Annotated in this window: 15 protein-coding genes and 1 pseudogene; 7 read left to right on the top strand and 9 right to left on the bottom strand. The window is 53.5% G+C overall.

All coding sequences use genetic code 11. The annotated features are described in order from the left end of the window. The 4 genes and pseudogenes from DFO56_RS05890 to DFO56_RS05875 form a co-directional block, all read right to left on the bottom strand. Positions 1-618: a DMSO/selenate family reductase complex B subunit gene (locus DFO56_RS05890; RefSeq protein WP_045508601.1), complete on the bottom strand. Its 618-nt coding sequence runs from the start codon at positions 616-618 to the stop codon at positions 1-3. Between the two features lie 10 nt (positions 619-628). Next, a pseudogene (gene ynfE, locus DFO56_RS05885) lies at positions 629-3066 on the bottom strand (selenate/tellurate reductase subunit YnfE). A gap of 151 nt (positions 3067-3217) precedes the next feature. Beyond that, complete coding sequence (locus tag DFO56_RS05880) at positions 3218-3499, bottom strand: DUF1161 domain-containing protein (protein WP_016496196.1); 282 nt, start codon at positions 3497-3499, stop codon at positions 3218-3220. 86 nt (positions 3500-3585) lie between these two features. Beyond that, positions 3586-4503, bottom strand: coding sequence for a LysR substrate-binding domain-containing protein (locus DFO56_RS05875; protein ID WP_045508598.1), 918 nt, complete (start codon positions 4501-4503; stop codon positions 3586-3588). A gap of 109 nt (positions 4504-4612) precedes the next feature. Between DFO56_RS05875 and DFO56_RS05870 the strand changes: the two genes are divergently transcribed. Both DFO56_RS05870 and DFO56_RS05865 read left to right on the top strand, forming a co-directional pair. Continuing rightward, positions 4613-5248, top strand: a complete 636-nt coding sequence (locus DFO56_RS05870; protein ID WP_082071766.1) for a LysE family translocator — start codon at positions 4613-4615, stop codon at positions 5246-5248. A 79-nt stretch (positions 5249-5327) separates the two neighbouring features. Continuing rightward, the gene (locus tag DFO56_RS05865) at positions 5328-6038 is read left to right on the top strand and encodes a YnfC family lipoprotein (RefSeq protein WP_170956352.1); all 711 of its coding nucleotides are present in this window, start codon (positions 5328-5330) and stop codon (positions 6036-6038) included. 19 nt (positions 6039-6057) lie between these two features. Here the strand turns inward: DFO56_RS05865 and speG are convergent, their stop codons facing one another. Next, positions 6058-6618 carry a spermidine N1-acetyltransferase gene (gene speG, locus DFO56_RS05860; RefSeq protein WP_016496192.1) on the bottom strand — a complete coding sequence of 187 codons (561 nt, stop codon included), beginning with the start codon at positions 6616-6618 and terminating at the stop codon, positions 6058-6060. A gap of 51 nt (positions 6619-6669) precedes the next feature. After that, a complete protein-coding gene (locus tag DFO56_RS05855; RefSeq protein ID WP_016496191.1) occupies positions 6670-7008 on the bottom strand; it encodes a DUF1283 family protein in 339 nt (112 codons plus the stop codon). Between the two features lie 148 nt (positions 7009-7156). Here DFO56_RS05855 and DFO56_RS05850 point away from each other — a divergent pair, with 148 nt between their 5' ends. Continuing rightward, positions 7157-7483: a YnfA family protein gene (locus DFO56_RS05850; protein WP_016496190.1), complete on the top strand. Its 327-nt coding sequence runs from the start codon at positions 7157-7159 to the stop codon at positions 7481-7483. 540 nt (positions 7484-8023) lie between these two features. After that, entirely contained in the window at positions 8024-9487 is a 1464-nt protein-coding gene (locus DFO56_RS05845) for a mannitol dehydrogenase family protein (protein ID WP_045508596.1), read from the top strand. Between the two features lie 79 nt (positions 9488-9566). Here the strand turns inward: DFO56_RS05845 and ydfZ are convergent, their stop codons facing one another. The 3 genes from ydfZ to ydfG all read right to left on the bottom strand — a co-directional run bounded on the left by ydfZ (position 9567) and on the right by ydfG (position 11464). Continuing rightward, positions 9567-9770 (bottom strand): putative selenium delivery protein YdfZ, encoded by a 204-nt coding sequence (gene ydfZ / locus DFO56_RS05840; RefSeq protein ID WP_016496186.1) that lies wholly within the window; start codon positions 9768-9770, stop codon positions 9567-9569. 168 nt (positions 9771-9938) lie between these two features. Beyond that, positions 9939-10625, bottom strand: coding sequence for a GntR family transcriptional regulator (locus DFO56_RS05835; RefSeq protein ID WP_016496185.1), 687 nt, complete (start codon positions 10623-10625; stop codon positions 9939-9941). An 89-nt stretch (positions 10626-10714) separates the two neighbouring features. Beyond that, positions 10715-11464: a bifunctional NADP-dependent 3-hydroxy acid dehydrogenase/3-hydroxypropionate dehydrogenase YdfG gene (gene ydfG, locus DFO56_RS05830; protein ID WP_016496184.1), complete on the bottom strand. Its 750-nt coding sequence runs from the start codon at positions 11462-11464 to the stop codon at positions 10715-10717. 186 nt (positions 11465-11650) lie between these two features. On the opposite strand from ydfG, the gene dcp reads away from it, so the two are divergent. The 3 genes from dcp (at position 11651) to DFO56_RS05815 (ending at position 14836) form a co-directional block, all read left to right on the top strand. Continuing rightward, positions 11651-13696: a peptidyl-dipeptidase Dcp gene (gene dcp / locus DFO56_RS05825; protein WP_045508593.1), complete on the top strand. Its 2046-nt coding sequence runs from the start codon at positions 11651-11653 to the stop codon at positions 13694-13696. A 443-nt stretch (positions 13697-14139) separates the two neighbouring features. After that, a complete protein-coding gene (locus tag DFO56_RS05820) occupies positions 14140-14358 on the top strand; it encodes a hypothetical protein (protein ID WP_007374905.1) in 219 nt (72 codons plus the stop codon). Positions 14359-14407: 49 nt separating this feature from the next. Continuing rightward, positions 14408-14836 (top strand): hypothetical protein, encoded by a 429-nt coding sequence (locus DFO56_RS05815; protein ID WP_016496182.1) that lies wholly within the window; start codon positions 14408-14410, stop codon positions 14834-14836. Positions 14837-15032: the final 196 nt, after the last annotated feature.

The raw sequence follows: 15032 nt of genomic DNA, 5'->3' as shown, positions 1-15032 counted from the left end.
TCACACCTCCTGCGGGTTTGCCAGATAGCCGGTGGTATCCCCCGTCGGACGGCTGTTGGCGTTTGGTTTGATGACAATATTGGGCTTCGTGAAGTGCGATGCCGGAAGCGGGGCGATAGCGGCCAGTTCGCCATGTTGCTTACGCAATTCGTCAATCGGGCCGAAATCGAGCGCGCGCAGCGGGCAGGATTCCACGCAGATGGGCTTTTTCCCTTCTGCAACGCGGTCATAACAGCCGTCGCATTTGGTCATATGACCTTTTGCCGCATTGTATTGCGGCGCGCCGTACGGGCAGGCCATATGGCAGTAGCGACAGCCGATGCAGACATCTTCGTCCACCACCACAAACCCGTCTTCCCGCTTATGCATTGCACCGCTCGGGCAGACTTTGGTACATGCCGGATCTTCACAATGGTTGCAGGAAATCGACAGATAATACGCAAAGACGTTTTGCTGCCAGACGCCGTTATCTTCCTGCCAGTTACCGCCCGCGTATTCATACACGCGGCGGAAACTGACATCCGGGGTTAAGTCTTTGTAATCTTTACAGGCCAGTTCGCAGGTTTTACAACCGGTGCACCGGGCAGAATCGATAAAAAATCCATACTGGGTTGTCATCGGCTACTCCTTAAACCTTTTGAATATCGACCAGATTGGTGTGCTGCGGGTTGCCTTTCGCCAGCGGCGAAGGCCGGTGCGTGGTCAGCGTGTTTACGCAGCCGCCGTGGTCAATGCGATCGCCGTCCATACTGGCCTGATGCCAGGCCCCTGGCCCATGGCGCTGACGCCCGGCATGATGCGCGGCGTCACTTTCGCGGCGATACGGACTTCCCCGCGGTCGTTAAAGACGCGCACCATGTCGCCCTGTTTGATCCCGCGCCGTTCGGCGTCGATCGGGTTGATCCACACCTCCTGGAGACACGCTTCCTGCAACACATCGATGTTGCCGTAGCTGGAGTGGGTGCGTGCTTTGTAGTGAAAACCGAATAATTGCAGCGGGAATTTTTCGCGCGCCGGATCGTCCCAGCCTTCAAAGGTTGAGGCGTAAACCGGTAGCGGGCTAATCACTTCGTCTTTATCCAGTTCCCAGCTGTTGGCAATTTCCGCCAGCTTGCTGGAGTAAATTTCAATTTTGCCGGAGGGGGTTTTCAGCGGGTTGGCGATCGGGTCGTCGCGGAATTTTTTATAGGCAACAAAGTGGCCGTTCGGATCTTTGCGCTTATAAATACCCATCGCTTTCAGGTCTTCATAAGCGGGCAGTTGCGGATCTTTGGCGACCATTTTGGCGTACAGGTATTTCAGCCACTCTTCCTGCGTACGACCTTCGGTAAATTTCTGGTAGATATCCGTTCCCAGGCGGCGAGCGATTTCGCTGGTTATCCAGTAAATCGGTTTACGTTCGAACTTCGGCGCGGTGACGGGCTGGAGGAAAATCAGGTAGCCCATGTTCCCGGCATAATCATTGGGGATGATGTCTTCCTGTTCGACGGTCATCAAATCTGGCAGCAGAATGTCGGCATACATCGCCGATGAGGTCATAAAGTTCTCAATGACCACGATCATTTCGCACTTGCTGTCGTCCTGCAGAATGTCGTGAGTGCGGTTGATATCGCCGTGCTGGTTGGTAATGGTGTTTCCGGCATAGTTCCAGATAAATTTAATCGGCACATCAAGTTTATCTTTACCGCGTACACCGTCACGTTTGGCGGTCATCTCCGGGCCGCGCGCAATGGCATCGGTCCAGGTAAAGCACGAAATCGAGGTTTTCACCGGGTTTTCCGGCATCGGCATACGTTCAATGGTGATGGTGTAGGTGGATTCACGCGCGCCGCTGTTGCCGCCGTTGATGCCGACGTTACCCGTGAGGATCGGCAACATGGCAATGGCGCGTGAGGTCAGTTCGCCATTGGCCTGGCGCTGCGGCCCCCAGCCCTGGCAGATATAAGCCGGTTTGGCGCTGCCAATTTCCCGCGCCAGTTTGATGATTTTATCGGCGGGAATACCGGTGATACGCGATGCCCACTGCGGTGTTTTAGCGATGCCGTCTTCGCCCTGGCCGAGAATATAGGCTTTGTAATGGCTGTTGGCGGGCGCATCGGCAGGCAGCGTTTTTTCGTCGTAGCCGACGCAATATTTATCCAGAAACGCCTGGTCGACGAGGTTTTCGTTAATCAGCACCCACGCCATACCGGCAACCAGCGCGGCATCAGTACCTGGACGAATGGGCACCCACTCATCTTCGCGTCCGGCGGCCGTATCGGTATAACGCGGATCGATAACGATCATCCGCGCATTTGAGCGTTCACGCGCCTGCTCGAGGAAATAGGTAATGCCGCCGCCGCTCATGCGGGTTTCCGCCGGGTTGTTACCGAACATCACCACCAGTTTGGTGTTTTCGATATCCGAGGTGCTGTTACCGTCGTTGGAACCGTAGGTGTAAGGCATCGCACAGGAGATTTGCGCGGTGCTGTAAGTGCCGTACTGGTTGAGAAAACCGCCATACATCGCCATCAGGCGGGCAATAATCGACGCCGAAGGGGAAGAGCGGGTAATGTTGCCGCCGACAATGCCGGAGGAGTAATTAATGTAGACCGCTTCGTTGCCGTATTTTTGCACCACGTCTTTCAAACTGGTGGCGATAGTATCCAGTGCTTCGTCCCAGCTGATACGTTCAAACTTGCCTTCTCCGCGTTTACCGACGCGTTTCATGGGGTAGTTCAGGCGATCCGGGTGGTTAATGCGGCGGCGAATAGAACGGCCGCGCAGGCAGGCGCGTACCTGGTGATTGCCGTAGATATCCTCGCCGGTATTATCGGTTTCAACCCAGTAAACTTCATTGTCACGGACATGCAAACGCAGCGCGCAGCGGCTACCGCAGTTGACCGAGCAGGCTCCCCACACCACTTTGTCTGGCACGGGTTGCATCGCCTGTTGCACGGCAGCGGCGGCAGAACGCAGGCCAAAGGGCAGAGAAAAACTCCCGGCGGCCAGCGCAAGCGATCCTAAAGCGGTGGATTTCACCAACGTTCGTCGGCTGATCCCTCCCTGGTATTCACTATCGGACATAGCTCACTCCATTATTTTTTATAATAAAAAGAAATTGCCTGGTGTATTAAAAGCAGGCTAATGAAGTGATCATGTTAATCATTAGGGAGTAGAAGAATCTTAAGCGTGATCAAGTTGAGGGAAATCCCCCTGAAATGAAGGGGGATTTTATTTACTGCGCGCCGGCGCTTTCTTCGCTCTGCTGAGCGGCGCCGCTGTTGCGGGTGTAGAGAATTTTGTAGGTGTCATTGGCGCAATGACCGACGACCTGCGAACCTGCCTGGTCAGCCTGATCATTAGGCACGATGGTTAGCGTAAATCCCGTTTCCGGCACGCCATTATTGATAATACGTTGCTGAATATCGGTTTTAACCCGTTCGCATGAGTCCGGCGCGGCGAACGCCGGCACAGCACCCACCAGCAGTAATGCGCAAAGCCAACGTGAATAATGCATCCTCGTCTCCTTCTGTTTTACCCGCTCTAAGCTTAGCACCTGCGATGGCTGCAAAAGGTAAATATCTGAATCATCTGAATAAGCCGCTATCGCTGTTTTAATAGCTCCACCTCCGGCGGGAAATCGACCGGGACGGCGGTGAGCAGAAATTCGCCCAGACGGTCAATATTCTTTTTGCGCGGCGAATCTTTTGGCCACACCAGCCAGTAACTGTCGCCAGTGCTGATTGCTTGCGGAAAGGGCAGCGTTAGCTGATTTTGCGCCAGGGCGGGCAGGCTGAGCAGCAGATCGCCGACCGCCACGCCATGACCACCGATCGCCGCCTGGTAGGCTTGTTCCAGCGTGTCAAAAACCGCGCCGCCGCCAGGGACGAGCGTGGGAAATAAACCGCTCCCGGCTTGCCAGCGCCGCCAGTCGCGGCGATCGCGCGACGGATGGATCAAGGCGCAACTGCTCAGATCGCGTTGCGCCAGCGCTTTAAGCGCCGGGGCGCAGAGCGGGATCAACCACTCATCAAATAAGCGCAGGCTTTGCGTGTACTCACCAAAATGGCCATTGCCCAGCAGAATGGCGCAATCGAAGGGTTCGGTGCGGAAATCGACGGTATCGATATCCATCCAGACACTACTGATCTCAATCTGCGGTGTGCTGTGCTGCTGGCGAAAGGCGTTTAACACATCTAATAACCAGCGCATTGTCAGCGTCGACGGGGCTTTGAGCCGCAGCTGATGCTGGTGGCTGCGCAGTGTCTGACAGGCATTTTCCAGTTGCAAAAAACCGTCCTGTAAACGAACAGCCAGCTGGCTTCCTGCGTCGGTCAGGGTAATTTTCGGGCCATGGCGCAGAAATAAACGACACCCAAACCACTCTTCAAGGGTACGAATATGGCGGCTTACCGCACCGGGGGTGACATTGAGGAAAAGGGCTGCCTGGCTAAATGATGCCATTTGCGCGGCAACGGTAAACGCCCGTAGTGCATAGAGTGGCGGCAGGTTTTGGTTCATTTGTTCGTTATCCATTGTGAGTTTTTTGCATAGCGAACGGCAGTTTAACTCGTTTTTCAGGCCCGCGCTTTCCGGTGATACTTCGTCAATAAATAAAAGGAGGGAGAGGATGGGATCACTGAATGTGGTGCTGCTGGGAACATACATCGGTGTGGTAGTGACGTTGCTGGCAACGCCCGGGCCGGTGGTGGCGCTGGTGTGCGCGGCGGCAGCGCGAGGCAATCACGCGCGCGCGTTTTTAACGCTGGCAGGCACTAATCTGGCCTCGCTGGTATTAATCGCACTGGCGGGGTTAACGTTGGCGGGCGTTGTCACGCTCTCGGGCTGGCTACTAAATCTGGTAGCAATGGCGGGTTCGCTCTTTATTGCGATTAGCGCTGTGCAGGCATTGCGCGCCTTGCGGCGTGAAAAAGGCACGGGGATGACCCACAATAGCGGGCAGGGCGGGTTTGTTGCGGGATTTATGACGGCCATCGCTAATCCAAAGGATATTCTGTTTTTTATCGCTTTTTTCCCGCAGTTTACCGGCATTACCGGTGATTTCTCCGTCAGCATCACGTTGCTTACCGCCATCTGGGTAGTGCTGGATTTTAGTGTCTTAACGCTCTATATCCTGGCCGTTAAACGCTGGTTACCCGCGAGGCAAAGTGGGCGTTTTGCTACCTTCTCATCGTTGATTTTATTGCTAACAGGTGTGGGTGGCGCAGGCTATTCGCTGTTGTTACTCGCCAGCCACCAGGCATAGCCACAAAGAAGTCATTGCCCTAAGTTATAAAGCTTTTGCTAATATAAGCGCATTACAAAAGAAGAATGTGGTGAACCCATTGAAAAAACAGCTGTTACTTATCTCTCTGGCGGTGGCGCTTGCCGGATGCGATAAGCCGAAGGGACCCGTTTCATTCACGCCGGAAATGGCGAGCTTCTCGAATGAATTCGATTTTGATCCGTTGCGTGGCCCGGTTAAAGATTTCAGCCAGACGTTGCTTAACGATAAAGGTGAAGTCACGAAACGCGTTACCGGAACGATGTCGAAAGAGGGATGTTTCGATACGCTTGAATTGCACGATCTGGAAAATAACAGCGGCGTGTCGCTGGTGCTGGATGCCAACTACTATCTTGAGGCGGAATCGAAGGAAAAACGACTGCGTTTGCAGGGCAAGTGCCAACTGGCGGAGTTCCCGGCAGCGGGCGTGACCTGGGATACCGACGATAACGGATTTGTGGTTCGCGCAACGGGCAAGGAGATAGAGGTTAAATACCGCTATGACGATGAAGGGTATCCGCTGGGAAAAACCACGACATCGAAAGACGCGACGTTGTCTGTTGTGTCTACGCCTTCGAAAGATAAGCGCAAAAAGCTGGATTACACCTCTGTCAGCACGCTGAACGATAAGCCGTTGGGCAATGTGAAACAGGCCTGTGAATACGACAGCCATGATAACCCGGTGAGTTGCAGCCTGGAGATTGTGGACGAAAGTGTTACGCCACAGGTGTCGCACAAATACAGCATCAAAAACACCATCGAGTATTATTGATGCCGCTGACCACCGCGCTTTATTGCGCGGTGGGTTTCAGTAGCGTCGGGCCGCTTGTTTTGTGGTTTTCAAGATACTGCTGCTGGAAAATACACATGCGAATGGTGTTGCGGTACTCACCGTTAATAAAGAACTCATGGATTAATTCACCTTCGACCATAAACCCCAGCTTGCGATAAATGTGAATCGCTTTTTCGTTCTCTTTATCCACAATCAGATAGAGCTTATACAGGTTCAGTACCGTAAAACCGTAATCCATCGCCAGCTTCGCGGCTTTTGATGCCAGCCCTTTGCCCTGATATTCCGGGGAGATGATTATCTGAAACTCCGCGCGGCGGTGAACGTGGTTAATTTCAACCAGCTCCACTAATCCGGCTTTTTCGCCATTGCACTCGACCACAAAACGGCGTTCGCTTTGATCGTGAATGTGCTTGTCATACAGGTCAGAAAGTTCAACGAAGGCTTCGTAGGGTTCTTCAAACCAGTAACGCATGACGCTGGCGTTGTTATCCAGTTGATGAACGAAGCGCAAATCCTCGCGCTCGAGCGGGCGCAGGCGGACGGTGTAAGCGTCACTCATGAAAAGTCCTTTTACGTAAGCGGAAATCGGGCGCGCGAGCGCCCGGGGCTGTTAACGAATTTGCTGTCCGGTGCGGCGATCCAGACAACGCAGGGTATTGGGTTCCCAGTAGGCGTTGAGGTTGCTACTTTTCTGGCATTTGTCCTGCGCATCAAACGCGACATCGGTTTTATCCCACTCTTTTTCCACGCGCTTGTTCACTTTGTTGCGCAGGCTGCGGGTGTCATTCCATTGCTCTTTTTCCATCGCTGCGGATTGGCGGCTTTGCGCGTTATCGCCGGATTCAATCACCAGACGATTGGTTTCGGCCAGTGCGGAGGTGGTGTACACGATGGCACCCAGCGTCAGCATTGCGGTGAGGCACAGGCGTTTGCTAAGTGTTTTAGTCATTGCGATTTCCTTAATTTGAGGGAGAAACAAGATGCCCATATCACTCTATTCTATGCGATCTCAGCCACACGGGATAGCCAGCCGGGACTCACTCTCAGAGCATTATCAGGTATGATAGTTCAACCAAGTTTGAATCAACGTGCCTCTGATGCTGAAAACCACACTCCTGTTCTTTGCCACCGCGCTGTGTGAAATTGTCGGTTGTTTTTTGCCCTGGTTATGGCTAAAACGCGGCGCTACGCCACTGTTACTCATTCCCGCGGCATTCGCGCTGGCCATGTTCGTGTGGTTGTTAACGCTGCATCCGGCGGCCAGTGGGCGCGTTTACGCGGCTTACGGCGGCGTGTATGTATGCACCGCGTTGATTTGGCTACGTGTGGTCGACGGCGTCAAACTCAGTGTTCACGACTGGCTTGGGGCGCTCATCGCCATGTGTGGGATGTTGATCATCGTGGCTGGCTGGGGACGCGCGTAATGTACGCCGTTTTTGATACTCAGCGTGACAGCCCCGTTGTTCGCATGCGGTCTTTGTTTCTCTCCTTATTTCATTCTGTTAGCACAGTTTAAATAACCGCTAAGGCAATATCCGGCGCGTGAAATCGCGACAGGCGCGTAGAACTTCTGAAGAAAATGGGGCACGGCGACAGCGTTTGACCTGGCAGGAATGTCTTCAACATGCCCGGTTCAGTAAGGCTGTTTAAGATGATATCCGTCACCTGCAAAGGGATTCATTTACTCTTCGAACGCTTCAGATATTGTGCGCGGGCGCGGCTATTTTTAAAACGCTTTTTGCCGGAACGCCGGAACGCCGGAACGCCGGAACATCTGCGCTATCGCGTAATTTCATCTTCTCAACGCATTGCCTGAATCACAAAGGTAAATGTGTAGCTTTTTGACACATTTGGTTACCATTCTAGTTGGTGTAGTCCGCAAATCCTGTCGCAAATCATAGTCTGGTTTACCGCAGTCCGTAATCTATTGAACCACTGTTTCACTTAATAAGATGAGTCTCACCATGGAAAACAGGCTATTAACGGCGAAAGCCACGCTACCCACTTATGACCGTAACAAACTGGTTGCGCGCATTGTGCATCTCGGTTTTGGCGCGTTTCACCGCGCGCATCAGTCAGTTTATGCCGATATTCTTGCCGCAGAGCATGGCAGTGACTGGGGCTATTGCGAGGTCAATTTGATTGGCGGTGAGCAGCAAATTGCCGATCTCAAGCAGCAGGATAACCTCTATACCGTGGCGGAAATGTCTGCCGACGCGTGGACTGCGCGTGTGGTTGGCGTAGCAAAACGCGCGCTGCACGCACAGGTGGATGGCCTGGAAACCGTGCTCGCCGCTATGTGCGAACCGCAGGTTGCCATTGTTTCGCTGACCATCACCGAGAAAGGCTATTGCCACTCTCCGGCGACCGGCAAATTGATGCTCGATCACCCGTTAATTGTCGGCGATCTGCAAAATCCGCAGCAGCCAAAATCGGCCGCGGGCGTGATAGTGGAAGCTCTGGTGCGCCGTAAAGCCGCCGGTTTACCGGCGTTCAGCGTGATGTCCTGCGACAACATGCCGGAAAACGGCCATGTCACCCGCAATGTGGTCTGCGCTTATGCACACGCGGTGAACGCAGAATTGGGCGACTGGATTGAAGCCAATGTGACATTCCCGTCAACCATGGTAGACAGAATTGTTCCGGCGGTGACTGCCGAAACGCTGGATAAAATCGAGCAACTGACCGGTGTGCGCGACCCCGCGGGTGTAGCTTGTGAGCCGTTCCGCCAGTGGGTGATTGAAGACAATTTCGTGGCGGGTCGTCCGGCGTGGGAAAAAGCGGGGGCCGAGCTGGTGGCAGATGTTGTGCCGTTTGAAGAGATGAAACTGCGCATGCTGAACGGCAGCCACTCCTTCCTGGCGTATCTGGGCTATCTGGCGGGTTATCAACATATTAATGAGTGCATGGAAGACGAGAATTACCGTCGTGCCGCACACGCGTTGATGTTGAAAGAGCAGGCGCCAACGCTGAAAGTGCAGGGTGTGGATCTGGCGCATTACGCCGATCTGCTGATCGCCCGTTACAGCAATACCGCGCTGCGTCACCGGACCTGGCAGATCGCCATGGACGGTAGCCAGAAACTGCCGCAGCGTATGCTGGATTCTGTGCGCTGGCATTTAGTGCATCAGCGTAATTTCTCCTTGCTGGCGCTGGGAATTGCCGGCTGGATGCGCTATGTCGGCGGCGTCGACGAGCAGGGGCAAGCGATTGAAGTGTGTGATCCGTTGCTGACAGTGATCCAGAGCGCGGTTAACAGCAGCGCGCAAGGTGAAGCCCGCGTGCAGGCGTTGCTTGGCATTGAGGCGATTTTTGGCAATGAATTGCCGAAAGACGCGACCTTTGTGGCGCAGGTGAAAAAAGCCTATCTGACACTGCTGGAGAAAGGCGCGAAAGCTACGGTGGCGCAGTACGCTGCAACACTTTAACTGCGAGTCTTAACTCAACACAGAAACAGTGAATGCCGCCACGGCGGCATTCTTTTTTCACCACGCTTTTTTCAACCGATTAGTGCAAACCAAGACGAATCAGTTCAACCGGTTCGAATTTACCTTCACAGCCTTCCACTTCCACCGTTTTGCTACGGCGCACCTGCGCGGGGTTTAACCCCTCGGCGTGAATCGCGACGATTTTGCCGGTGCGGCCAGTGCCATTAATCATCACGCGCGTGCCGGTGGTGATAGCGTTACGGTTACGATCATACGTCATCATGGTGGTTTCTCCTTATTGAAATCCGCAAAACGAAACGGGGCAGAAGATGTCCCCGAAATGGACGCCTTATAAATACGCCCCTGAGCCAGTGAGTTTTTGTTTTTGATCAAAGTCACACTTTTTTGCCGGAAAAAAATGTGACCTTGCGGAGATAAGAAGGGGGAAGGATTACTCTTCGCTGAACCAGTCGCGGTTTTCCTGGCGAATGGTTTTTACTGACTCGCTGATTTCCTGCAAATGCAGCGTCATGGCGCGATCAACGGCGTCAGCATCGCGCTTTTCCAGCGCGGAGAAAATATCCATATGCTGGCGCAACAGCATCTCCGGCGGCGAAACATGATCAAGGCTCATATAGCGCACGCGGTCGATGGTCGCTTTAATATTTTCGATAGTGTCCCACGCTAACTGGCAGTCGGCGATGAGCGCCAGCTTCTGGTGGAAATTATCATCCAGCTCAAAAAAGTCATTCAGTTGTTTACGCTCAATCGCAGTGCGCTGCTGATTAAGGTTTTGCTCCAGCTGATAACAGGCGCTGTCATCAATCATCGTTGCGGCGCGGCGGGCGACGGCGCATTCAATGGCCTGGCGAACGAAGCAGCCGTTACGCACCTGCGTCATGGAGATCTTATTGACGTAGCTACCGCGTTGCGGGCGGATTTGGATCAGGCCGTTTTCAGCAAGCTTAATAAAGGCTTCGCGTACTGGCTGGCGCGACACGTCAAAGCGCACCGACACCTCTTTTTCAGACAACGGCGTGCCCGGAGGGATCAGGCAATGGACGATGTCCCGCCGTAAGATGCGGTAAATCTGTTGATTGACGGGCTGTGTAGGGTTGAGTTGCGTTTCAGCGGCCATTCGCTCTTACTTTTTAAGGGGTTAACCGGTCTACCATACCATTAATTTACCGTACATCCCATACCCGGCCCGCAGGCCGGGCGCGGAAATTACCCTTCGCGGTGGACGCTAAGACCAGCATATGTCTGGCTGACTGGCATCATTTCGAGGGTATTAATATTGACATGCTTCGGCAACGTGGCGACCCACCACACCGCTTCGGTAACGTCTTCCGGCGTCAGCGCTGTGGTGTTCTCGTAAGTTTTTCCGGCTTTCGCATCATCGCCTTTAAAGCGCACATTCGAAAACTCGGTGCCGCCTACCAGGCCCGGTTCGATATTGGTCACACGCACGGCGGTGCCGCTAAGATCGGTACGTAAGTTCAGGCTGAATTGCCGCACAAAGGCTTTGCTCGCGCCATAGACGTTACCGCCCGCATAGGGCCAGCTACCGGCGGTGGAACCGATATTGATAATGTGGCCGCGATTACGCTCAACCATGCCCGGCAGCACTGCGCGTGTCATATACACCAGACCTTTATTATTGGTGTCGATCATGGTTTCCCAGTCGTCGACATTCGCTTTATGTGCCGGTTCCAGACCCAACGCCAGGCCTGCGTTGTTAACCAGTACATCAATATCGCGCCACGCGGCAGGCAGAGCAGAAATAAACTCTTCAATCGCCGCGCGGTTACGCACGTCCAGTTGTGCGGTATAGAGGTTATCGCCCAGTTCGTCCTTCAGTTCCTGCAAACGTTCCTGACGACGACCTGTGGCAATCACTTTATGGCCGTTCTGAATAAAACGGCGTGTAATACCTTCGCCAAAACCCGCGGTTGCCCCGGTAACCAGAATAATCATCTCACTGTTCCTCAACGCATTTTGTGGTGTAGTGACATAGCATGCACCGCTTTATAGCGGTAACACAACTTATCCTGCATACAGTGAGGCAAAAAACGCCGGCTCATGTGCGAAAGCAGAGAAATGATTGCGATGCGCGCGGCGGATGCCTACTCTGAGAAGAATCACCGCATTCAGGAGCGAAATATGTCGGTCACTAATCCTTTCTTTTCTGCCAGCACACTGCCTTACCAGGCGCCGCCTTTTGACGTTATTAATCAGGAGCATTACCGCCCGGCGTTTGATGAAGGAGTACGGCAAAAACGCGCTGAAATCGCCGCTATCACGCAAAATCCAGCGCCAGCGGATTTCGATAACACCCTGCTGGCGCTGGAGCGCAGCGGCGCGCTGCTCACCTATGTCACCAGCGTCTTTTTTGCCATGACATCGGCCCATACCAATGATTTTTTACAACAGCTCGATGAGGCGTTTTCTACCGAGCTTGCTGAACTGGCGAACGATATTTACCTCGACGACGCTCTGTTTGCCCGCGTGGAAGCGGTATGGAAGCAGCGCGACGCGCTCTCTCTGGACGCCGAATCTTTACGTCTGGTGGAAACCACCTATCAGCGCTTTATGCTGGCGGGCGCAACACTGAGTGCGCAGGACAAAGCGACGCTGAAAGCGCTGAACACCGAATCAGCCACCCTGACGAGCCAGTTTAACCAGCGGCTGCTGGCGGCGGATAAAGCCGGTGGGCTGGTGGTGGATTATGCTCATCAACTTGATGGCCTGAGTGCAGAAGAGATTGCCATCGCTGCCGAGGCAGCAAAAGCCAAAGGGCTGGAAAATCGCTGGTTGTTGTCGTTGTTGAATACCACGCAGCAACCGGCGCTGGCGGCGTTGCGCGATCGCCAGACGCGTGAAAATCTGTTTAACGCGAGCTGGTTGCGTACGCAAAAAGGGGATGCCAACGACACCCGCGCTATTGTATTGCGCCTTGTGCAGTTACGCGCGCAGCAGGCGAAACTCCTCGGATTTGCCGATTTTGCCAGCTGGAAGATTGCCGATCAGATGGCGGCAACGCCGCAGGCGGCGCTGGAGTTCATGCGAAATATCGCGCCCGCCGCGCGTGCCCGTGCTGAACGTGAGCTGGCTGATATCCAGCAGGTTATCGATACGCAACAGGGCGGTTTTACCGCGCAAGCCTGGGACTGGGCGTTCTATGCCGAGCAGGTGCGTCTGGCGAAATATTCACTGGATGAATCACAAATCAAACCGTACTTTGCGCTCAATACCGTGCTCACCGAAGGCGTTTTTTGGGCCGCAAGCCAGCTGTTTGGTCTTCGCTTTACTGAACGTTTTGATATTCCTGTCTATCATCCGGATGTTCGCGTATGGGAAATTTTTGACGCGGATGGCACCGGATTAGCGCTGTTCTACGGTGATTATTTCGCCCGCGACTCAAAAAGTGGTGGCGCATGGATGGGCAATTTTGTCGAGCAGTCAACGCTCAACGGCACGCGACCGGTGATTTACAACGTCTGTAATTACCAGAAACCCGCAGCCGGGCAGACGGCATTGCTTTCGTGGGATGACGTTATCACGCTGTTCCATGAATTTGGCCACACCCTGCACGGGCTGTTCGCCAGCCAGCGCTACGCCAGCCTCTCCGGCACCAATACGCCGCGTGATTTTGTCGAGTTCCCGTCGCAAATCAATGAGCACTGGGCCAGCCAGCCGCAGGTGTTTACCCGCTATGCCCGCCACTACCAAAGCGGCGAGCCGATGCCGGAGCTCCTTCGCGAGAAGATGTTACGCGCCACGCAGTTTAATAAAGGTTACGACATGACCGAACTGTTGAGCGCAGCGCTGCTGGATATGAACTGGCATGCGCTGGCAGATGGTGAGAGCGTAAGCGATGTGGAGAGTTTTGAGGCACAAGCGCTGCGCAAAGAGCATCTCGATGTGGCAGCGGTTCCGCCGCGGTATCGCAGCAGTTATTTTGCCCATATTTTCGGCGGCGGTTATGCGGCGGGTTATTACGCTTATCTGTGGACACAAATGCTGGCAGACGATGGTTACCAGTGGTTTGTGGAGCAGGGCGGGTTAACGCGTGAAAACGGGCAGAAGTTCCGTGAAGCGATTTTATCCCGTGGTAACAGCGAAGATCTTGCCGCACTTTACCGTCAGTGGCGCGGTCACGATCCTGAGATCGAACCGATGCTGAAAAACCGGGGATTGAGTGAATAGCGCAAGAAAATTGCTTTAAAAACTTACATAACCCGCCAGAGCATTGACCTGAATATGCCCGGCAAATAACGTGAACGTGGTGATGAATCCCCCTGCGCGGAGGGGCTACCAGTCATACCTTTTTGGGGTGAAAGCGAGTTCTGCGGGCTGGAGCAGACTCACCGGGAGGCACCCGGCATCACCGAAATCTGTATCGCCAGAGGCTTTTTTTCTTAAAGGCCTCTGGCGTTTTTCTTAAATCACCATGATTCAAATCCCTGTTTTTACCCACTTCATTTATTAAATTGCGGGCTGGTTCACACTTCCTGGCATAGCGTTATCCCTCTCATTAAGCCAAATTAAAGAACCTGATTTTACGGCTTAACATTCTGTGGCATTACGCAGGCATTGAGAAAGTGGCTGTGCTAATGTCGAGTGCTATTTAAGCAACTGAGGTAACCGACATGACCAAAAATGTAGTGGTAATACGCGCCGGTGGTAAGGTTGAAAACGTGACCGTGGAAGATAATGCAAAATCGGTCACGTTTAAAAATGAGCAAAGCTCTTTTCTTGAAATCCCAATTGAACCCTGGGAGCTTGACGGAGAAACCTTCCTCGTTGCCCGATTTTCTGACCTGGTCAGCCAGCAGGAAACTGAACAAGCCATCCGGAAATTCTATTGATCAACAACCGCCCGCGGGCGGTTTTTTCATGCGGTACGCGGAGGTGTAAATGGCAAATGAACGTGAAGTTTCAGAAACTGCCGCTCCCACAGTGAGCACTCAGGATAGCGCCTTATCCCATCTGGTTTCCTGTGCCAATCTCGGCGCGGGTATGGTGGTGACGCTGGTTGTTGGCGGCCAGGTGGTGGCGGGTGAGCTCGTATCCGGTCAGGAATATGCGTTATATACCGCGAAATCAATTCGATCTATTCAGGGGGATGACGCGTCGCTGAAAAATTCCATCGCGCTTTTCTTTGATGATCTGGCTAATGATTATCGCGTTGAAGAGGGACACGATATTCCGCTTAACTATTTACATATTAAAGATCCGTCGTGGATGACGGGAAATGGCGGTTGGACGAGCGTAAAAGGAACAATATTGCGCGTACATATTGCGAAAGTGAGCGGCTTTTCTTTAGGGAAAGCGAAAAACGCCTGAATAAAGGAAATTAAAAGGGCCTCAAATGAGGCCCTTCCTATAACACTTGTTTTGGCCACCGCCTTCTTCGTAGAACAGGTATACAGGATCTGGCTGTAAGTCTTGCGCCACAAACCGAGCAAATGGCCCCATGAGGCAAACGTTGACCCGGGCAGAATGTGGTAAATAAAAACTTCTGGCTGCTGCAAACCGGGCA

Source organism: Kosakonia sp. AG348 (genome assembly GCF_003337365.1).
Classification (GTDB): Bacteria; Pseudomonadota; Gammaproteobacteria; order Enterobacterales; family Enterobacteriaceae; genus Kosakonia.
This window is presented reverse-complemented; position numbering and strand designations above follow the sequence as displayed.